Below are 20,741 nucleotides of genomic sequence, written 5' to 3'. Positions count from 1 at the left end.
CAGCGATACAAAAAGTACTTCTAGCGTTACTTTTATAAATACTATAGTTATAATTTTGTTCCACTTTCTGGAAAAGTGCACATATGGAAAATAATAACAAATTAAAGCATCATTATTTTTACTCCGTTGGATTGAGTTATAAAAAGGCAGATGCTGAGATCAGAGGTAAATTCAGTTTAGATGCTACTGCAAAAAACCGTTTACTCGAACAAGCTAAGACTGAAGGAATAGAAAGTTTAATCGTAACTTCTACCTGCAACCGAACGGAAATTTATGGTTTTGCAGAGCATCCTTTTCAATTAATAAAACTGATTTGTGAAAACAGTCAGGGCTCTGTTGAAGAATTTCAAAAAGTAGGTTTTGTCTATAAAAATCAAGAAGCCATAAGCCACATGTTTCGTGTGGGAACGGGTTTAGATAGTCAGATACTTGGTGATTTTGAAATTATTGCCCAAATAAGGAATTCGTTTTCACAGTCAAAATCGTCGGGTTTAGCCAATGCTTTTATGGAACGACTAGTGAATGCCGTAATTCAGGCAAGTAAAAAGATAAAAACAGACACTGAAATTAGTTCTGGAGCGACATCGGTTTCTTTTGCTGCGGTTCGTTACATAATCAACAATGTGCAAGACATTAGAAACAAAAATATTCTATTGTTTGGTACTGGGAAAATTGGTAGAAATACGTGTGAAAATTTGGTAAAACATACTAAAAACGAACACATCACGCTTATCAACAGAACCAAAGAAAAAGCAGAGAAACTAGCCGGAAAATTGAATTTAATTGTAAAAGATTATTCGGAACTGCATTTAGAACTACAAAAAGCAGATGTTGTTGTGGTAGCAACCGGCGCACAAAATCCAACAATTGACAAAGCGATTCTGAATTTGAAAAAACCATTGCTGATTTTGGATTTATCCATTCCGAAAAATGTAAATGAAGATGTAGAAGAGATCAAGGGTGTTACGCTAATTCACATGGATTATCTGTCACAACTAACGGATGAGACTTTAGAAAACAGGAAAAAACACATTCCCGCAGCAGAAGCAATTATTGAAGAAATAAAAGAAGAATTTATTATGTGGACCAAAGGCAGAAAATTTGCGCCCACAATCAATGCTTTAAAAGCAAAATTGAATGCGATCAAAACATCTGAATTGGATTTTCAAAGCAGGAAAATTTCAAATTTTAATGAAGAGCAAGCGGAAATAATCAGTAACAGAATTATCCAGAAAATAACGACACACTTTGCTAATCATTTGAAAGACGACGATACCATGGTGGACGAAAGTATAGAATGGATTGAAAAAGTTTTTAAAATTGGAACTACCGCAAGATAATGAATAAAACAATACGCATAGGAACCCGCGATAGTGAACTCGCGCTTTGGCAAGCACATAACGTCGAAAAAAGACTGAACGATTTAGGCTATAAAACCGAAATTATAGCAGTAAAATCACAAGGAGATATCATTCTTGACAAACCACTTTACGAATTAGGAATTGTAGGAATTTTTACAAAAACGCTCGATATCGCAATGATACATGGCGATGTCGATATTGCGGTGCATTCTATGAAAGATGTTCCTACGGCTTTACCAATAGGGATTGTTCAGGCAGCAGTTTTGGAAAGAGCCAGCACGTTGGATATTTTGGTATATGAAGGAAACCTTGATTTTCTCAATGAACAAGGAACAATTGCCACCGGAAGTTTGCGTCGTCAGGCACAATGGCTTAGTAAATATCCGACTCATAAAGTGGTTGATTTACGAGGAAACGTCAATACTAGAATGCGGAAATTGCAGCAAAGTGATTGGAACGGAGCCGTTTTTGCAGCAGCAGGATTAGAAAGAATCAACTTAAAACCTTCCAATTATATTGATTTGGATTGGATGATTCCTGCGCCGGCCCAAGGGGCAATGCTGGTTGTTGCGATGCAAAAAGATGCATTTACCCGTGATGCTTTATCACAGTTAAATCATATTGAAACCGAAATTGTAACCTATATTGAACGACAGTTTTTAAAAACCTTGGAAGGAGGCTGTACAGCTCCTATTGGCGCTTTAGCTAAATATAATGAAGAGGAGGATACCATTCATTTTCAAGGTGTTTTGTTTTCGTTAGACGGAAAAGAAAAGGTTGAAATCGATAAAATTGTTCCTCTCGAAGAATGGAAGAAATTAGGGTTTTATGCTGCTCAGGAAATTCTGAACAATGGCGGAACAAAATTGATGTCAGAAATTAAAAATAATTTGAAGAAATAATGAGCCAAACAAGCATTTTATCCACTAAAACATTGTCGGCAGAACAAAGGCAAGTATTTCTTGATGCGAATTTTGACCTTTTAGAACAAGATTTTATCGAAATAAAAAACAACCTTTTTGAACTGAGTACAATCAACAACAATTTAATTTTTAGTAGCCAAAATGCTGTTTTAAGTTTGATTGAACAAAACGGTTGGGAAGTCTTAAAGACCAAACCTGTTTTTTGTGTCGGTATTAAAACCAAGGAATTACTTGAATTGCATGGCTTTACAGTTGATGTTTATTTGGATTACGCCTCTGAATTAGCCGAAATAATCACTTTAATTTACAATAAGGAAAGCTATACTTTCTTAAGTGGAAATTTGCGTAAAGAAACGTTGCCTGAAGCATTAAAAAGTGCCGGAATAACTTTTAATGAAATCGAAGTGTATCAAACAACACTTTCGCCTTTTAAAATATCAGACCAAGAAAATTTTGACGGAATTCTATTTTTTAGCCCTTCTGCCGTTGAAAGTTATTTGACAAATAATAAAATCAAGAATGAAGTTTGTTTCTGCGTAGGCACCACTACAGCATCAGCATTAGAAACAAAGAAAATTAAAAACATAGTAATTGCTGAAACGCCGACTATCGAAGAGGTGATTTTGGAAGTTATTGAATATTATACAACGGAAAGCATCTAGCAATCCGCTAAAATTTAAATACATGATTAAGAACGACCTATTTTTAAGAGCATTAAAAGGAGAAACAGTACAACGTCCGCCAGTTTGGATGATGCGTCAAGCGGGAAGATATTTACCGGAATTCATCGCTTTGCGCGACAAATATGATTTTTTTACCCGTTGTCAAACGCCAGAATTAGCTGCCGAAATTACGGTTCAGCCAATACGTAGAATTGCTCCGGATGCGGCCATTTTGTTTTCGGATATTTTGGTAATTCCGCAAGCAATGGGGATTGAAGTGTTGATGAAAGAAAATTTTGGTCCTTTTTTACCAAATCCAATTCGTACGATACAAGATGTGGAGAAAGTAATTGTTCCTGATGTAAATGAAACATTAGGGTACGTTTTTGATGCTATCAAATTGACCAAAGAAATGTTGAACGATGAGGTGCCGTTAATTGGTTTTGCAGGTTCTCCTTGGACAATTATGTGTTACGCCGTGGAAGGGAAAGGTTCTAAAAGTTTTGATATGGCCAAAGGATTTTGTTTTCAACATCCAGAAGCAGCGCATGTTCTATTACAAAAAATTACGGACACTACTATCATGTACTTGAAAGAAAAAGTAAAAGCAGGAGTAAACGCTGTACAAATTTTTGACTCTTGGGGTGGAATGTTATCTCCAGTGGATTATCAGGAATTCTCCTGGAAATACATCAACCAAATTATTGAAGCCTTGGCAGATGATGCGCCAGTAATTGTTTTCGGAAAAGGATGTTGGTTTGCATTGGGTGAAATGGGGAAAAGTAGAGCATCAGCACTTGGTGTAGACTGGACGTGTTCTCCACGAAATGCAAGATACCTTTCCGGAGGGAAAATTACGTTGCAAGGAAATTTTGATCCATCCAGATTGTTGTCACCAATTCCTGTCATCAAGAAAATGGTACATGAAATGATTGATGAATTCGGAAAAGACAAATACATCGTTAATTTAGGTCACGGAATTTTACCAAATATTCCTGTGGATCATGCCAAAGCTTTTATTGATGCGGTGAAGGAGTATAAATCATAATTACTAAGAAATGTATTAATATCCTATATTTGTAATTAATACAAATACTAAAAATGACTGAAAAAGAATTAGAAGATTACTTAAAAACAAACTATCCAACCGAAAATGAAAAATGCGAGTGGAAAGAATTTAAGTCGTTAAAGAATTCTATTTCAGGAGATGGTGGTGGTGATGTCATCTCTTATATTTCTGCGATTGCAAATATGCAAGGAGGGAGTTTAGTAATTGGGATTCAAGATCAATTACATGCTATAATAGGTATTCAAGAATTTGCAGGTTATACAATAGAGAATATTAGATTTAGAATTAACGGAAACATCACGAATTTAAACGTTGATAAATTTAGTGTTCAAGAGTTTACTACATCTGACACTAACAAAGTAGTTTGGATTTTCCATATTCCGAAACATCAATTTAGATTGCCGGTTTACGCTCATAAAAAAACTTGGCAACGTATTGATGATAATTTGGTCGAAATGACCAAAGCAAGATTGGATGCAATTCTCGAACAAGTTCAGGTTAACGAAGATTGGTCTAAAGGCATTATTCCAGAAGCATCTTTAGAAGATTTAGATTTAGAGGCTATGAAAAAAGCTAGAATTGAATTTAAAAAAAGAAATCCTAAATATTCTGATGAAATTGACAATTGGAATGATTTGGATTTTTTAAATAAAGCAAAACTTACGATAAAAGGAAAGATAACTAGAACAGCTCTAATTCTTTTAGGAAAAGATGAATCAGAACATTATTTAGGTTCTTCTGTAAAAATCAGATGGAATCTAAAAACGATTGATAATCAAGATAAAGATTTTGAAATATTTTCTATTCCATTCATATTATCAGTGGATGAAGTTTATAAAAAGATTAGAAATTTAAAATACCGTTACTTACGTGATGGGACATTATTTCCAGACGAAGTGCTGCGATACGAGCCATTTATTATAAGAGAATCTTTAAATAATGCTATTGCCCATCAGGATTATTCTAAAGGTGCAAGAATTAATGTTGTTGAATTTGAAGATGATCATTTAGTGTTTTCTAATTATGGTTCATTTTTACCAAAATCAGTTGAGGATGTGGTTTTGAATGATACGCCCGAAGAAGTGTATAGAAATCCCTTTTTAGTTGAAGCAATGAAAAATTTAGATATGATTGAAACTCAAGGTGGAGGTATTCGAAAAATATTTAACTTCCAAAAACAACGATTTTTTCCTTTGCCAAATTATAATTTTGAAGATAATAAAGTTAAGGTAACGATAACGGGTAAAATTTTAGATGAAAACTTTGCTAAAATTATTTTAAAAAATTCAAACTTAGGTTTAGATGAAATCATTTTGTTGGATAAAGTTCAAAAACACAAAGAAATTTCAGAAAATGAATTTAAACATCTAAAAAAATTAAAGTATATTGAAGGGAGCAGACTTAATTTTTACTTATCCTATCAAATTATCGAGTCTACAAATGATGAAAATTTACAAGCCGAATATTTAGCTAATCGTAGTTTTGATGATTCTCATTTTAAAGATATGATACTTGAATGTCTTAAAAAATGGGGAAAGACGAAACGTAATAAAATTGATAACTTAATTATTCCTAAATTATCAACTGTCCTCTCTGAAGAAAAGAAAAAAAATAAGGTTACTAATTATCTTTCTGCATTAAGAATGGAAGGTAAGATTATCAATACGGCAGGGTATTTTTGGGAAATTGTTTAAACACTTTTAAACAATTTTAAACACTTTTAAACACTTTTAAACACTTTTAAACACTTTTATATTGTTTTCAAAATGAAAGAAAAATTTTACCAATACATACAAAACCTTCAAGACCAAATCTGTAAAGGATTGGAAGCGGTTGAAGGTCAAGCCAAATTCCGGGAAGACCTTTGGGAACGTCCGGAAGGCGGAGGAGGAAGAACCCGTGTAATCGAAAACGGCAAAGTTTTCGAAAAAGGCGGTGTTAATATTTCGGCAGTTCACGGGAAGTTACCCGAAGCCATGCAAAAAATGTTTAATGTGGGCGAAGCTGATTTTTTTGCCTGCGGATTAAGTTTGGTGCTGCATCCCAAAAATCCAATGGTTCCTACTGTTCATGCCAATTGGCGCTATTTCGAAATGTACGATGATAACGGAAACGTGATTCAGCAATGGTTTGGTGGCGGACAGGATTTAACACCGTATTATCTGTTTGAAGAAGATGCAATTCATTTTCATCAAACCTGTAAAACCGCTTGCGACAAACACAACCCGGAGTTTTATCCAAAATACAAGAAACAATGTGATGCCTATTTTTGGAACACTCACAGGAATGAAGCACGCGGAATTGGCGGATTGTTTTTCGATTATTGCAAAGAAACTCCAGAGATGAGTATGCAAGATTGGTTCAATTACGTTTCAGAAGTGGGGAATAGTTTCCTTGAAGCTTACGTTCCAATTGTAGAAAAAAGAAAAGACTTAACATATACGCCAGAACAAAGAACGTGGCAGGAAATACGCCGCGGACGTTATGTAGAGTTTAATTTGGTTCATGACAAAGGCACGTTATTTGGATTAAAGACCAACGGAAGAATCGAAAGTATTCTAATGAGTTTGCCGCCACATGTGCAATGGGTATACGACCATCACGCAGAAGCCGGAAGCGAAGAAGATAAATTAGTAAACGTATTGGAGAATCCAATAGATTGGCTTTAGATTTATTTTAAATTCTGAATTTTAATTTTTAAATGGGTTTAACTTAAAACTTATAAACCTGAAACTTTAAACGAAAATATATGTTCCCATTACACAGAGGCAGAAGATTAAGGACGAATGAATCTATCAGAAGTTTAGTTCGTGAAACCAGCTTAAGCCCCAGCGATTTCATGTTTCCCATGTTCATTGCTGAAGGAGAAAACTACAAAGTGGAAATTGCTTCCATGCCAGGAATATTTCGTCGTTCCATCGATTTAACGGTAAAAGAAATCCATGAATTATTCGCTTTAGGTATTCTTGCAGTAAATATTTATGTGAAAGTCAGTGAAAATTTAAAAGACAATACAGGACTGGAAGCTTGGAATCCAAACGGATTAATGCAAAATGCCATACGTGCCATCAAAGCCGCTTGTCCGGAAATGGTAGTAATGCCGGACGTAGCTTTGGACCCGTATTCTATTTATGGACATGACGGAATTATTACAAACGGTGATGTAGAAAATGATGCAACAAATGATGCTTTAGTCAAAATGGCTGTTTCTCATGCGCAAGCTGGAGCCGATTTTGTAGCGCCATCGGATATGATGGACGGACGTGTATTGCGTTTGCGCGAAGGTCTTGATGATGCCGGTTTTCATAATGTAGGTATCATGAGTTATTCGGCTAAATACGCTTCGGCATTTTACGGGCCGTTTCGTGATGCGTTAGACAGCGCTCCTGTTGACGCCATTGAAATTCCAAAAGACAAAAAAACATACCAAATGGATTATGCCAATCGTATCGAAGCTATTAAAGAGGCGTTGTGGGACGTGGAAGAAGGCGCTGATATGGTGATGGTAAAACCAGGAATTGCCTATTTAGACATCGTCCGCGAGGTTAAAAACGCGGTAAATGTACCAGTAACCGTTTATCATGTTTCTGGGGAATACGCGATGATCAAAGCCGCAGCCGAAAGAGGTTGGTTAGATCACGATAAAATTATGATGGAACAATTAATGTGTATCAAACGCGCTGGAGCCAGTTTGATTTCGACTTATTTTGCCAAAGAAGCTGCGATACTTTTAAATAAATAGAAATTGAAAAAATGTTTAATAATAGCGGTTTTTTTGCTATCCAATAGCATTTTTGCACAAGTGGAGGTAATTGCTACTTTCATCGAGAAATGGGATAATTCCAAAGATTATTTAGTGGCCGTTGCACAAGCCATGCCGGAAGACAAATATGATTACAAGCCTTCAACCCGTGAAATGTCATTTAGAGAACAATTATTTCACATACAAGATAACATGAATTGGTTGAGCACAACGCATTTTTCAGAACAGAAATATGTGAAAAAAGTAGCAGGAAAAGTACTTTCAAAAGCGCAAATAATTCAAGAAATAAAAACCTCATTTGATACAGCAAAGACATTTATAAAAAAAACCACAGAAGCTGAATTATCCGATAAGGTCGATTTTTTTGCTGGTCCAAAATCAAAATTGCAAATACTTAATTTGATGCAGGATCATGTTACCCATCATAGAGCGCAAATTTTAGTATATTTGAACTTGAATCAAATTCAACCGCCCAAATATATTGGGTGGTAAAGCAGTAACATAGTTATTCACAATTAAAGAAATTAACATGAGAAAGACATTGTTTTTATTTGCCGTTTTAACCTTTGCATCTTGTAAAAAAGAAGAAGTTAAAAAAGAACCTTTATATCCAACCTCAACAGAGGTAGTGGCACAAACGCCGGAGGAACTAGGGGAAGAAATTTTCAAAGGAAAAGGGAATTGTGTGGCCTGTCATCAGGTTGACAAGAAAGTGATAGGGCCAAGTCTGCAGGATATTGCTAAAATTTATAAAGATAAAAACGCAAGTATCGTAACGTTTTTGAAAGGCGAAGGCGAACCTATTGTTGACCCAAGCCAATATGAAGTCATGAAAGCAAACTTCGTGATTACCAAAGCCATGTCTGATGACGAATTGAAAGCTTTAGAAGCGTATGTGTATTCAAGTTTGAAATAATACTGGCGTTTTTTAGGAGCTAATCCTGCTATCCGCTTTATTCCCGATAAACAAAGACTACGGCTAAAAAGCCTTGTTTTTCTAAATCGGGAGATGCCGCTACTATCAGGGCTAAAATATAAGAACCATTCGTCTCTGCGAATGGTTTTTGTATGTTCAAAGCGTTTTAAATGCATTTATTTCTGAACTTTGTTACTTCTTTAGGAACAATGTGGGTAATTTTTTTATCTTTAAAATATGGAAATAGTATACATCAAAACCCCCTTAGGAATTGCCACAATCATAGGCGATGAAAATGGAATAGCCGTAATTTCAGTTGCTGATGAAGGCGAAATTTCAAATATAATTCCAACAATTTTGCAGGACGCCATTTCGCAACTTAATGATTATTTCGAAAGAAAAAGAAATGATTTCGATTTTAAATTAAATCCAAAAGGTACTGAATTTCAACAAAAAGTATGGAAATCGTTATTGGAAATTCCTTATGGAAAAACGAGAACATATCTTCAACAATCCAAAATTTTGGGTGATGTAAAAGCCATTCGAGCAGTGGCTTCCGCGAATGGAAAAAATCCATTATGGATTGTGGTTCCCTGTCATCGAGTAATTGGAACTGATGGTTCATTAACAGGATATGCAGGAGGTTTGTGGCGCAAAAAATGGTTATTGGAACACGAAAATCCTACTACACAACAAAGTCTTTTTTAGTTGTTTGTGAATAAATTTCTTATATTCGTTTAAGAAAATCCGTTCCAATCTGTAAAATCCGCTTCATCTGCGTGCCCTAAAATGATAGAAAAAATACACCTCAATAATATCCTATTTCTTGATATAGAAACCGTTCCGGAGGCGGAGGATTTCAATGCATTAGATTCTGAAATGAAAGATCTTTGGGAGCACAAAACTCAATACCAGCGCAAAGACGAATTCACGCCTGAGGATTTTTATGATCGAGCGGGAATTTGGGCCGAGTTTGGGAAAATCATTTGTATTTCCGTGGGTTATTTTACCATCAAAGGCGATATTCGAAATTTTAGGGTAACTTCTTTTTTTGGAGAAGAAAAGAAAATATTATTGGATTTCAATAATTTGCTGAACACTCATTTCAATCAGCCACAACACGTTTTGTGTGGTCACAATGCCAAGGAATTCGATATTCCTTTCCTTGCCAGACGGATGATTATTAACCAAATTGCTATTCCGAACAAGCTGAATTTATTTGGAAAAAAACCATGGGAAATTCCACATTTAGACACGTTAGAATTATGGAAATTTGGTGATTATAAACATTTTACTTCTTTAAAATTGTTGTGTAAAGTTCTCGGAATTCCTTCTCCAAAAGGCGATATCGATGGCAGTCAGGTTGGTCATGTTTTTTATGTGGATAAAGACATTGACCGCATTGTAACCTATTGTGAAAAAGACACTATTGCAGTAGCACAAATTTTCCTCCGATTGCGTAGAGAAGAATTGTTAATTGACGACGAGATTATTCATGTGTAAAAAATCAATGACAATTTCAATCTTAAAAATCAATAGTAGTGCATAACATCTACCTTTCTGTTTTATATTGACCTTGTCTTTTTGCTATCGTCATTGCAATTGATTGATTACATTTACAAAAAATATAGATTATGGTATTGAGTAGATTTTGGTTGGTCATTTTTATTTCAGCAATTGTATTTGTAGTGTTTAGTTTATTTTCTGGAGACAGTTATACAATTGACCACGTTTTGAACGGAAAGAAAGATGATCCAATTTTGGTGTCGGAGAAATTTGCCGAAGAACTTCCTGCTTTTATAAAAGACAGCATAAAGACAGCGCCAGAGCAAACCATGATTATCAACCGGGACACGCTAAATGCGGATACGACTTATGTTTTTAAGAATAAAACCGTAAAAATTTACAGCGGTGTTCAAAAATCAGATGGTTTATTGCCAACTTGTAAAAGTACTTTAATAGATTTAGTCCTTCCGCTGATGGCTTATTTGGCCTTTTTCTGCGGATTGATGGAACTTTTAATAATTTCTGGTGCTTCTGGAAAATTGGCGAAAGCATTAAGTCCTGTTTTTGTAAAAGTGTTTCCGAGTATTCCCAAAAACCATCCCTCGATTTCCTACATGACTTTAAATTTTGCCGCTAATTTTCTGGGGTTAGATTCTGCTGCAACTCCATTTGGTCTAAAAGCTATGGAAAGTTTACAAGAAATTAATCCAGAGAAAGACAAGGCCAGTGATGCACAAATTATGTTTATGTGTTTGCATGCTTCGGGTCTAACTTTAATTGCTACGTCTATCATAGGATATCGTGCTGCGGCTAACGCAAGTAATCCTGCGGATGTGATGTTGCCTTGTATTATCACTTCGTTTATCGGTACTATCGCAGCCTTTTTAATTGTTGGAATCAAACAAAGAATCAATTTCAAAAGTGCTTCTTTAGTGATTGTATTGATGACATTAATAGCCGCAATTGTTGGTTTGTTGATGTATGTGAACCATTTGAATTTAATTGGAAAAAACTATTTCACTTCAAATCTTTCTGCTTTAATATTAATTGGAATTATTGCTTTTACGTTGATTTTTTCATTTATAAATGAAAAGAAATTTACAGAAGCATCTACTACCGTTTTTGAGACTTTTGTAGTAGGGGCCAATAATGGTGTGAAAACCGGAGTTACTATTTTCCCTTATGTATTGGGAATGCTGGTTGCCATTTCGTTGTTTAGAAACAGTGGTCTATTTGAAATTATCAGCAATTGGATTGCTTTCATTTTTTCTAATATGGGAGTTAGTAAGCAAATTACGGATGCTTTACCAGTCGCTTTACTTCGTCCCTTTAGTTCTGCCGGATCAAGAGGATTTTTGATTGACTCGATGAACACTTTTGGTGCCGACTCCTTTACGGCTAGATTGAGTAGTATTTTTCAATGTAGCGCCGAAAGTACTTTTTATGTGATAGCCGTTTATTTTGGTTCTGTAAATATTAAAAACACGCGATATGCGTTAGGAACGATGCTTGTAGTCGATTTGATTTGTGTGATTACAGCAATTTTTGTGGCGACTTGGTTCTTTTAAAAACAAGAATTTTAAAATGATTTGATTTTTGGATGGAATCGCAAATCGGTGTATAAAAAAAACCACAATCTCTGTACTATTTGAGATTGTGGTTTTTTTGTGTTTTTAAAGTAAATGTTAATCTATTTCCATTTCTGGAACTTCTCCCTCGATTATTAAATTAGCTTCAGTGGAAGCGATGATATGATCTACGGTTACACCCGGCGCACGTTCCAAGAGTTTGAAACCTTGCGGGGTAACCTCTAAAACGGCTAATTCAGTAACTACTTTTTTAACGCAACCGACACCCGTTAATGGTAACGTACATTTTTCAAGTATTTTAGATTCTCCTGCTTTATTAACGTGCATCATGGCTACAATAATATTCTCGGCAGAAGCCACTAAATCCATAGCGCCTCCCATTCCTTTGACCATTTTACCAGGGATTTTCCAGTTGGCAATATCGCCGTTTTCGGCAACTTCCATTGCGCCAAGGATGGTTAGGTCAACATGTTGTCCACGAATCATTCCAAAACTAAATGCGGAGTCGAAGAAACTAGCTCCGGGCAAAGTGGTGATGGTTTGTTTTCCTGCGTTGATTAAATCAGCGTCTTCATCTCCTTCAAAAGGGAATGGACCCATACCGAGAATTCCGTTTTCACTTTGAAATTCAACGTCAATTCCTTCTGGAACATAATTTGCCACTAATGTTGGAATTCCGATTCCGAGATTCACGTAATAGTTGTGTTTTAATTCTTTTGCAATGCGTTTTGCAATTTGATTTTTATCTAAAGCCATAATTAGAAAATTTTTCTCACGGTTCTTTGTTCAATTCTTTTTTCATATTTCTCGCCTTGAAAAATTCTATTTACAAGTATTCCTGGAATATGAATTTCGTTTGGATCTAAACTTCCTGCAGGTAATAATTCTTCTACTTCGGCGATGGTGATTTTTGCTGCTCCGGCCATGCAAGGATTAAAATTTCTTGCTGTTCCTTTAAAAATCAGGTTTCCGGCTTCGTCACCTTTCCATGCTTTTACGATGGCAAAATCAGCGTTGAAAGCGTGCTCCATAACATGCATTTTTCCATTGAATTCACGGACTTCTTTCCCTTCGGCTACTTCAGTTCCATAACCTGCTGGTGTGAAAAAAGCAGGAATTCCAGCTTGTGCCGAACGACAACGTTCTGCTAAAGTTCCTTGAGGAATAAGGTCTACTTCTAGTTCTCCAGAAAGCATTTGGCGTTCAAATTCGGCATTTTCACCTACGTAAGATGAAATCATTTTTTTGATTTGGCGCTTTTTCAAAAGCAATCCCAGACCAAAATCATCGACACCCGCATTGTTTGAAATACAGGTTAAATCCGTAGTTGCTTTTTTTACTATTTCGGCAATCGAATTTTCTGGAATACCACATAATCCAAAACCGCCAAGCATGATAGTCATCCCATTTTCAATTCCTTGAAGGGCATCCTGAACGTTATTTACTTTTTTGTTAATCATATAAATGAGTTGCTATTTTTTTAATTTTAGTCTATCGATGAATTAAGTTGTAATAATCTAGGATATAGTTCGGAGGACTAGTGCCTTAGCCCAGATAGCAGTGAAAATCCTTTTTTGAGGTTTTTACCGAAAAAAAGATTACTTCACTATATTTTTATTTTCATTGGAGTTCAGTGAACTTTGTTTGCAACGTATGGCTGGATTAGCTCCTAATTAAAATTTTACAATTCAAATTCTTCAGTATCTTGTTCTACTGCTGTCGTGTCTACTACTTTTCTGGGTACATAACAGTCTACTTTTATAGAGAGATTTGCAGGCCTTTCAAAGCTTTCCTTAGAAACTTTAAGTGCCGGATCAGCATAACACAGCTTCATAAAATAACCCCAAACCGGCAGTGCCGCTGTAGCTCCCTGACCATAAGTGATACTTTTGAAACGAGCCGAACGGTCCTCGCAACCTACCCAAACACCAGTTACAAGATTCGGAACCATTCCCATAAACCAACCATCGGATTGGTTTTGTGTAGTTCCTGTTTTTCCCGCAATAGGGTTTTTAAATTGATACGGATAACCAGTCCAACGGTTGTCTCCGCTTCCCCCGCCAGTGGTACGCAAACGATCTCCAGATCCACCTTCGGTTACACCTTCCAGTAATTTGACAACCGCGTAGGCGATATCTTTATTTAAAACATCATGAGACTCAGGAATTGGCTCGTAGATGATCACGCCACTTTTATCTTCAATTTTAGAAATAAATTGGGGTTTCATGTAAACACCTTGATTGGCAAAAGTACTGTAAGCTGCTACCATGTCTTCGACGGTTATTTCTACTGCTCCTAAAGCTATCGAAGGCTGCAAAGGAATCTCAGATTTTATTCCTAATTTATGGGCTAAATCAACTACTGCTTCCGGACCAACTTTGTCCATTAATTTTGCTGAAACGGTGTTTATCGAATTGGCCAGACCTCTTTTTAAGGTAACCATTCCGCGGTATCGGTTGTCTGAGTTTTTTGGCTCCCAATCTTCAGTAACATTATGACGCCCTTTTCGAATCATAAAAGGTCCGTCAATAATGGAGTCGCAAGGAGACATATTTAATTGTTCTATGGCAGTGGCATAAACAAACGGTTTGAAAGTCGAACCTACTTGTCTGGCACCTTGTCCTACGTGATCGTATTGGAAATATTTGTAATTGATACCACCAACCCAAGCTTTTACATTACCGGTTTGAGGTTCCATAGCCATCAATCCGGATTGTAGAAAATGTTTGTAATATCGAATAGAATCCAATGGTGTCATAATCGTGTCTTTTTCTCCCTTCCAGGAAAAGACGGTCATTTCTGTTTTTTCGCTGAATGATTTTATAATTTCTTCATCGCTTTTATCTAATGATTTCATCACCGCCCATCGGTTGGATGATTTCATTGCCTGATTTAATATTTTTTGTGTTTCTGCACTCGAAATATTTACAAATGGTGCATTTTTATTGCCTTTAGATTGTTTGAAAAACTCTTCCTGAAGGTTTGCCATGTGCACCGTAACTGCTTCTTCGGCATGCAATTGCATTCTGGAATCAATTGTAGTGTAAATTTTTAGACCGTCTTTGTAAATATCGTAATCAGAACCGTCCGGTTTTTTATTTTCTTCAGCCCATTTTTTCATGTAATCACGAAGGTATTCTCTGAAATACGTTGCCGTTCCTTCTTTATGGGTTTCTAATTTGAAATTCAGCTTGATAGGTAAACTTTGTAATTTTTCCTTTTCAGCTTCTGTAATCATTTTTCCTTTTTCCATTTGCGAAAGCACCACATTTCTGCGGTTTTTCACTCCTTGTGGGTTTCTGATAGGATTGTATAAACCGGAGTTTTTAAACATTCCGACTAATATGGCCGATTCACTGATGGTTAAATCCTTTGGTTCTTTCGAAAAATAGGTTTTTGCCGCGGAACTTACTCCAACAGAATTGTTTCCAAAATCATAAACGTTACAATACATCGCAATGATTTCATTTTTAGTGTATTGTCTTTCCAATCGAATAGCAATAATCCATTCTTTTATTTTTTGTACAATTCTAAAAGGCAGAAATTTGGACCCTTCGCCGTGGAACAATTGTTTGGCTAACTGCTGTGTCAGTGTACTCGCTCCACCGCTAGTTCCAAAACTAGAAATCGCTCTCAAAGTTCCTCTTCCGTCGATACCGGAATGTTCGTAAAAACGAGCATCTTCCGTAGCAATCAATGCATCTATTAAGTTTTTTGGTAAGTCAGCGTATTTTAACTGGGACCTGTTTTTTTCAAAATATTTACCCAAAACCACTCCGTCAGCTGATATTATTTCTGTAGCTAAATTAGAATCAGGATTTTCTAAATCTTCAAAAGAAGGCATCGAACCGAAGATTCCCCAAGAAGCAAACAAGAAAAACAAACCGACACTTCCTAAGCCCATGAAGAATATTTTCCAAAATTTCCTTTGATAATGTGTAATGTCATTTACATTACCTCTTGTTGGATTGTTATTTTTTTTGATAGCCATAATACTATTTTATTCTTTTTTTTCTATTCTAAAACCTACCTCTGTAATTCCATCTAAAGCCGTTACACCGGGAACTTTGCCGGTTTCTCTAACTGCTTGTTTGATATACACTTTGTATTTTGATTTGAATCTTACATTTTCTTTATAAAAGAGTTTGCTTTCTTTTAAATCTGAGAAACCATTGCCTAACAATGTTCCATCCGGGTCTGCCATCTGGTATTCAAGTGTATCCACTTTTGTAAAACCATTTGGCAATTCCATCGCTACAATTAAAAACAAATTATTGTATAAATAATCGTTGTTGGCTCTTAAATTCACAAATAAATTATATCGTTTTGTTGAGTCTAATTCTGGTAAATTGAATGTTACAATGCTGTCTTTGTGCCAAGCACTGCCAACAGATTTATATTCATCAAATACCCTTTTTTTATCACATGAAGAAAAGAGAATCACAACCAAAAGAAGTAAAGCGCTATTTTTTATCCACATTTTTAGTAATAATTATTGGTTTTCTTGGCTCTGCCGGTTTTTTTTCTGATGGAGTTTGACGGGTATTATTTGCAGTTTTATTGTTGTTTTCTGGTTTGTTAGTATTGGCAATAATCGCGTTTTCACCAGCCGGTTTGCGTTTTTTATTCGTTTTTTTCTTTGCTTTTGGTTGGTCAAAACGAGTTAGACTTTCTTGGCCCATTGCGTTATTAAAGTTTTTCTCTGGCTCAACAATCAGCTCGATAGCATAATCTTCTAACGATGTAACTTTGTTTTTTAGTTTGTTTTCAGCAACAATTTCTTTGACCTGATCAATTTTTAGAACATGCCAATTGGCGAAATTATTCGTGTAAGCAAACCACATTAAACCTTTAAATATATCTTGTTTTTGACAAATAGCATCTCCTTTTTCAGTTACCAGTTTTGTTTCGAAATCTGGAAAATCTTTTAACGCATCCATGTAAGTGTCCAACTCATAATTCAAGCAGCATTTTAATTTTCCGCATTGTCCGGCCAGTTTTTGTGGATTTAAAGACAGTTGTTGGTAACGAGCCGCTGAGGTATTTACACTTCTAAAATCCGTCAACCAAGTAGAGCAGCACAATTCTCTCCCACAAGAACCTATTCCGCCTAAACGAGCTGCCTCCTGACGGAAACCTACTTGTTTCATTTCTATTCGGGTACTGAATTCTTTAGCAAAATCTTTAATCAAAGCACGAAAGTCAATACGGTCATTTGCAGTGTAATAAAACGTAGCTTTTGATCCATCCCCTTGAAATTCAATATCCGAAATTTTCATTTCCAGTTTTTGAGCAATCGCCAGTTCCCGTGCGCGAACCTTCATTGGCTCTTCTTTGTCCCTTGCTGTAGACCAAATGTCAATGTCTTTTTGGGATGCTTTTCTGTAAATTTTTGGAATTTCAGTACCCAAGTAATTGGCTCCTTTTTTCTTCATTTGAATTTTAACTAATTCTCCTGTCAAAGTAACAATTCCTATATCATGACCTGGCGATGCAACAGTAGCAACGATGTCGCCCATGCTTAACGTTAATTTTTCGGTATTGCGGTAAAATTCTTTTCTTCCGTTTTTGAAACGAACTTCAACACAGTCAAAAGGAGCGTCACCATTAGGCAAACTCATATTAGAAAGCCAATCGAAAACCGTTAATTTATTGCAGCTATCGGTGCCGCAAGTCCCATTATTTTTACAACCCTTAGGTGCGCCACCATCAGAAGTTGAACAACTTGTACATGCCATAATTTTATATATAGTGTTGCGACGAGCACAACTTAAGTTCTTAAAACGTTTAAAGCGTAAAGATAGTATTTTTTAATTTTACGTCACAACGCATAAAAGCGTCAATAAATCATAAATTTTCAATAAAAAAACCCATTACAAATCCGATAGTAATGGGTTGAATCTAAATCTGTTTTTGATAAAAAATTTAGGTTTCTTTCACCGAAATTATTTTAACTGGACAGGCTTTTGCAGCCAATTCGCAACTTTCAACAATCGTATGGTCGTGTGATTTTAAAGTAAAAAAACCTTTGGCGTTTTGCGAATGAATCAAAACTGATTTCCCGTCTTTTTTGGACATTTGAAATTGAACCGGCGCCATTTCAACACAATAATTACAGCCAATGCATTTGTCTCTTTGTAAAGTAACAATAACCATTAGGCTTCCACAATTTTATATAATTTGTCCGACATTCGGATTCTGAAAGGTAATTTTAAAGTACAATCATCACCTTTGGTGGCTTTTTCAGCCGTAACATCATTGACAAACATTTCGTCGATAATCATTTCCTGCGCTCCGGTGCTTGGTCCTGTTACCAGAATTTTATCTCCAATTTTGATGTCGTAAGCTTCAATTTTGAATTGACCAATGTTGGCTTTCGGGAAATAATGGGTTCCTTTTCCCACATAGACTTTTTTCTGTGTAGCCATCGATCCGGAAACATCACTCCATTCGCCCAATTCTTGTCCGAGATAATAACCGGACCAAAAACCACGATTATAAACCGTGTTTAAAGCTTCCATCCAGTCTGCTACTTTTTCTTTCGAAAATGAATCTTCATAATAACTTTCAATGGCTTCCCGATACGTTTTGATAACGGTGGCAACATATTCCGGAGCACGGCCACGGCCTTCAATTTTTAACACCTTAATACCGGAATCAATGACTTGGCCCAAAAAATCCAAAGTGCATAAATCTTTTGGAGACATTAAATATTCGTTGTCGACTTCGATTTCAAAACCGGTTTCCTGATCAATAACAGTGTATTTCTTGCGGCAATTTTGTTTACACGCGCCACGATTGGCGGAGGAATTATTGGAGTGTAAACTCAAATAACATTTTCCCGAAACTGCCATACACAAAGCACCATGACCAAAAATTTCAATTTCTACCAAGTTGCCGTTTGGTCCTTTAATTTGTTCTTTTTCGATTTGAGCGGTGATGCTTTTTACTTGTCGTAAACTCAATTCCCGACTTAAAACCATCGTGTCTGCAAATAAACTGTAGAATTTTATGGTTTCAATGTTGGTCACATTTAATTGAGTTGAAATATGGACCTCCATTCCGATGCCTCTCGCCATAGCGATGACCGCTTGATCAGAAGCAATCACCGCAGTGATATTCGCATCTTTGGCTTTGTTCAATAAGGTTTTCACGATGGATAAATCGTGATCGTAAATTATAGTGTTCAGGGTCAAGTAACTTCGAACATTTTTAGCTTCGCAACGTTTGGCAATTTTCGGTAAATCGTCCATGGTGAAATTCACGGTGGCTCTGGCGCGCATGTTCAATTGCTCTACGCCAAAGTAAATAGAATCTGCACCATTGTCTAATCCGGCTTGAAGCGACTCAAAGTTCCCGGCGGGAGCCATAAGTTCTATTTTGATATTCGATGTCATGATAAATTAGTCTAAAATTTTATATAATTTATCAGATAATCGAATTCTGAATGGTAATTTAAACGTGCAAGTGTCTCCGGAAACTGCTTTTTCTTGTACTGAATCGTTCACTAGCATTTCTTCAATTACTAATTTTTGTTCGCCGGTTGTGGCGCCTTTTATCAGAATCGTATCGCCAATTTTGATTTCATTTTCTTCAATTAAAAACTGGCCAATACTTGCTTTTGGAAAAAAATGTGTTCCTTTTCCAATATAAATTTTCTTAACCTTTGGGTCTTTTTTTGCAGCAGTCCCGACGGTTCGGGATGGTTTTTCGGCAACAAAAATACCATGCGTTTCTTCGTTGTTTTTAAAAGTCAAAACGTCTGATTTTCCTTTTTTGAAAATCTTATTTCCGTTTTTAATTCCTCTGCGAATGACTTTTTGTTCTTCTTCCGGTAAATGAATCACAGTTATACATTCAGAAGAACAGCAACCTTCCATTTTTTCCTTGCAAGAGTCACATTGAATGAAAAGCAAATGACAACCTTCGTTCACGCAATTGGTATGTACGTCACAAGGTTCGCCACATTGATGGCATTGGGAGACAATATCGTCCGTTATTCTTTCGCCCAAGCGGTGATCAAATACGAAATTTTTACCTATGAATTTACTTTCTAAACCCTCGGCTTTTACCTGACGTGTGTATTCAATAATTCCACCTTCCAGTTGATACACGTTTTCAAAACCTTTGTGTTTGAAGTAAGCACTGGCTTTTTCGCAGCGAATACCTCCGGTGCAATACATCAATAGTTTTTTGTCTTGTTTGTGTTCCGTAAGTTGCTCTTCGATAATGGGTAATGATTCCCGAAAAGTATCCACATCTGGTTTGATAGCTTTGGTAAAATGTCCAATTTCACTTTCGTAATGATTTCGCATATCGACCACAATCGTATTTGGATCTTCCAGAAGTTCATTAAATTCCGCCGCTTTTAAATGAATCCCGATATTCGTCACATCAAAAGTTTCATCGACTAAACCGTCAGCTACAATTTTGTCACGGACTTTTACAGTCAGTTTCAAAAACGAATGATCGTCTTGTTCTACGGCAATATTCAATCGGATTCCTTTCATAAAATCGTAGACTTCAATCGAATCTTTGAACGCATAGAAATTATCGGCAGGCAATGATAATTGGGCGTTGATTCCCTCACTGGCTACATAAATTCTACCCAGAACTTCAAGTGAGTTCCACGCCAAAAATAATTCGTTACGAAATTGTGTTGGATTTGAGATTTGCGCATAAGCATAGAAAGACAACGTAAGACGTTGTTTTCCGGCATCATCAATCATGATGGCTCTTTCCTCTGCGCTTAATGTGTTATACAGTTGCATGCTATAAACAGTTTTAAGTTGAGAAATATATTTTTTGCAAAAGTAGGTAAAAAGGTTCAGTGGAGCAAAGTTTTGAAGGAACTAAGGTTCGTAATCATTAACAATAGACGCTTAATTTTCCTTAATGCCATAATGGTTTAATTTTCTTGGAGCTATTTCCAGCTTTTCGCTATATCTCTTG

At 36.1% G+C, this 20,741-nt stretch carries 20 protein-coding genes; 12 read left to right on the top strand and 8 right to left on the bottom strand.

All coding sequences use genetic code 11. From position 1 onward, the window contains the following. The first annotated feature begins 83 nt into the window (after positions 1–83). The 12 genes from hemA (at position 84) to ACP7AV_RS01770 (ending at position 11,768) form a co-directional block, all read left to right on the top strand. The gene (hemA, locus tag ACP7AV_RS01825; RefSeq protein ID WP_426090523.1) at positions 84–1,340 is read left to right on the top strand and encodes a glutamyl-tRNA reductase; all 1,257 of its coding nucleotides are present in this window, start codon (positions 84–86) and stop codon (positions 1,338–1,340) included. Then, positions 1,340–2,263, top strand: coding sequence for a hydroxymethylbilane synthase (gene hemC, locus ACP7AV_RS01820; RefSeq protein ID WP_426090522.1), 924 nt, complete (start codon positions 1,340–1,342; stop codon positions 2,261–2,263). Before hemA ends, hemC begins: the two co-directional genes overlap by 1 nt. Further along, positions 2,263–2,946, top strand: coding sequence for a uroporphyrinogen-III synthase (locus ACP7AV_RS01815; protein WP_426090521.1), 684 nt, complete (start codon positions 2,263–2,265; stop codon positions 2,944–2,946). Before hemC ends, ACP7AV_RS01815 begins: the two co-directional genes overlap by 1 nt. Positions 2,947–2,968: 22 nt before the next feature. Next, a complete protein-coding gene (gene hemE, locus ACP7AV_RS01810; RefSeq protein ID WP_426090520.1) occupies positions 2,969–3,994 on the top strand; it encodes a uroporphyrinogen decarboxylase in 1,026 nt (341 codons plus the stop codon). 53 nt (positions 3,995–4,047) lie between these two features. Further along, complete coding sequence (locus ACP7AV_RS01805; protein ID WP_426090519.1) at positions 4,048–5,709, top strand: ATP-binding protein; 1,662 nt, start codon at positions 4,048–4,050, stop codon at positions 5,707–5,709. Between the two features lie 72 nt (positions 5,710–5,781). After that, positions 5,782–6,684 carry an oxygen-dependent coproporphyrinogen oxidase gene (gene hemF, locus ACP7AV_RS01800; protein WP_426090518.1) on the top strand — a complete coding sequence of 301 codons (903 nt, stop codon included), beginning with the start codon at positions 5,782–5,784 and terminating at the stop codon, positions 6,682–6,684. A gap of 80 nt (positions 6,685–6,764) precedes the next feature. Next, positions 6,765–7,757, top strand: a complete 993-nt coding sequence (hemB, locus tag ACP7AV_RS01795) for a porphobilinogen synthase (RefSeq protein WP_426090517.1) — start codon at positions 6,765–6,767, stop codon at positions 7,755–7,757. 3 nt (positions 7,758–7,760) lie between these two features. Beyond that, positions 7,761–8,270 (top strand): DinB family protein, encoded by a 510-nt coding sequence (locus tag ACP7AV_RS01790; protein WP_426090516.1) that lies wholly within the window; start codon positions 7,761–7,763, stop codon positions 8,268–8,270. A gap of 37 nt (positions 8,271–8,307) precedes the next feature. Beyond that, the gene (locus tag ACP7AV_RS01785; RefSeq protein WP_426090515.1) at positions 8,308–8,694 is read left to right on the top strand and encodes a c-type cytochrome; all 387 of its coding nucleotides are present in this window, start codon (positions 8,308–8,310) and stop codon (positions 8,692–8,694) included. A 237-nt stretch (positions 8,695–8,931) separates the two neighbouring features. Further along, positions 8,932–9,402: a methylated-DNA--[protein]-cysteine S-methyltransferase gene (locus ACP7AV_RS01780; RefSeq protein ID WP_426090514.1), complete on the top strand. Its 471-nt coding sequence runs from the start codon at positions 8,932–8,934 to the stop codon at positions 9,400–9,402. A gap of 81 nt (positions 9,403–9,483) precedes the next feature. Continuing rightward, positions 9,484–10,197 (top strand): 3'-5' exonuclease, encoded by a 714-nt coding sequence (locus ACP7AV_RS01775; protein ID WP_426090513.1) that lies wholly within the window; start codon positions 9,484–9,486, stop codon positions 10,195–10,197. Positions 10,198–10,328: 131 nt separating this feature from the next. After that, positions 10,329–11,768, top strand: coding sequence for a nucleoside recognition domain-containing protein (locus tag ACP7AV_RS01770; RefSeq protein WP_426090512.1), 1,440 nt, complete (start codon positions 10,329–10,331; stop codon positions 11,766–11,768). A 117-nt stretch (positions 11,769–11,885) separates the two neighbouring features. Here the strand turns inward: ACP7AV_RS01770 and ACP7AV_RS01765 are convergent, their stop codons facing one another. The 8 genes from ACP7AV_RS01765 to ACP7AV_RS01730 all read right to left on the bottom strand — a co-directional run bounded on the left by ACP7AV_RS01765 (position 11,886) and on the right by ACP7AV_RS01730 (position 20,560). Further along, positions 11,886–12,545 (bottom strand): CoA transferase subunit B, encoded by a 660-nt coding sequence (locus tag ACP7AV_RS01765; protein ID WP_426090511.1) that lies wholly within the window; start codon positions 12,543–12,545, stop codon positions 11,886–11,888. 2 nt (positions 12,546–12,547) lie between these two features. Continuing rightward, positions 12,548–13,249 carry a CoA transferase subunit A gene (locus ACP7AV_RS01760; protein ID WP_426062544.1) on the bottom strand — a complete coding sequence of 234 codons (702 nt, stop codon included), beginning with the start codon at positions 13,247–13,249 and terminating at the stop codon, positions 12,548–12,550. 221 nt (positions 13,250–13,470) lie between these two features. Continuing rightward, positions 13,471–15,780 carry a penicillin-binding protein 1A gene (locus tag ACP7AV_RS01755; RefSeq protein WP_426090510.1) on the bottom strand — a complete coding sequence of 770 codons (2,310 nt, stop codon included), beginning with the start codon at positions 15,778–15,780 and terminating at the stop codon, positions 13,471–13,473. A gap of 9 nt (positions 15,781–15,789) precedes the next feature. After that, positions 15,790–16,269: a gliding motility lipoprotein GldH gene (locus ACP7AV_RS01750; RefSeq protein WP_426062546.1), complete on the bottom strand. Its 480-nt coding sequence runs from the start codon at positions 16,267–16,269 to the stop codon at positions 15,790–15,792. Beyond that, the gene (locus tag ACP7AV_RS01745) at positions 16,253–17,527 is read right to left on the bottom strand and encodes a PSP1 domain-containing protein (RefSeq protein ID WP_426090509.1); all 1,275 of its coding nucleotides are present in this window, start codon (positions 17,525–17,527) and stop codon (positions 16,253–16,255) included. Before ACP7AV_RS01745 ends, ACP7AV_RS01750 begins: the two co-directional genes overlap by 17 nt. Positions 17,528–17,714: 187 nt before the next feature. After that, positions 17,715–17,945 carry a ferredoxin gene (locus tag ACP7AV_RS01740; RefSeq protein WP_091172284.1) on the bottom strand — a complete coding sequence of 77 codons (231 nt, stop codon included), beginning with the start codon at positions 17,943–17,945 and terminating at the stop codon, positions 17,715–17,717. After that, a complete protein-coding gene (locus ACP7AV_RS01735) occupies positions 17,945–19,186 on the bottom strand; it encodes a peptidase U32 family protein (RefSeq protein ID WP_426090508.1) in 1,242 nt (413 codons plus the stop codon). Before ACP7AV_RS01735 ends, ACP7AV_RS01740 begins: the two co-directional genes overlap by 1 nt. Positions 19,187–19,192: 6 nt before the next feature. Beyond that, positions 19,193–20,560 carry a rhodanese-related sulfurtransferase gene (locus tag ACP7AV_RS01730; protein WP_426090507.1) on the bottom strand — a complete coding sequence of 456 codons (1,368 nt, stop codon included), beginning with the start codon at positions 20,558–20,560 and terminating at the stop codon, positions 19,193–19,195. Positions 20,561–20,741: the final 181 nt, after the last annotated feature.

Source organism: Flavobacterium sp. DSR3-2 (assembly GCF_049896525.1).
GTDB lineage: Bacteria > Bacteroidota > Bacteroidia > Flavobacteriales > Flavobacteriaceae > Flavobacterium.
Note: the sequence above shows the minus strand (reverse complement) of the source record. Positions and strands in the feature narration are given on the sequence as shown.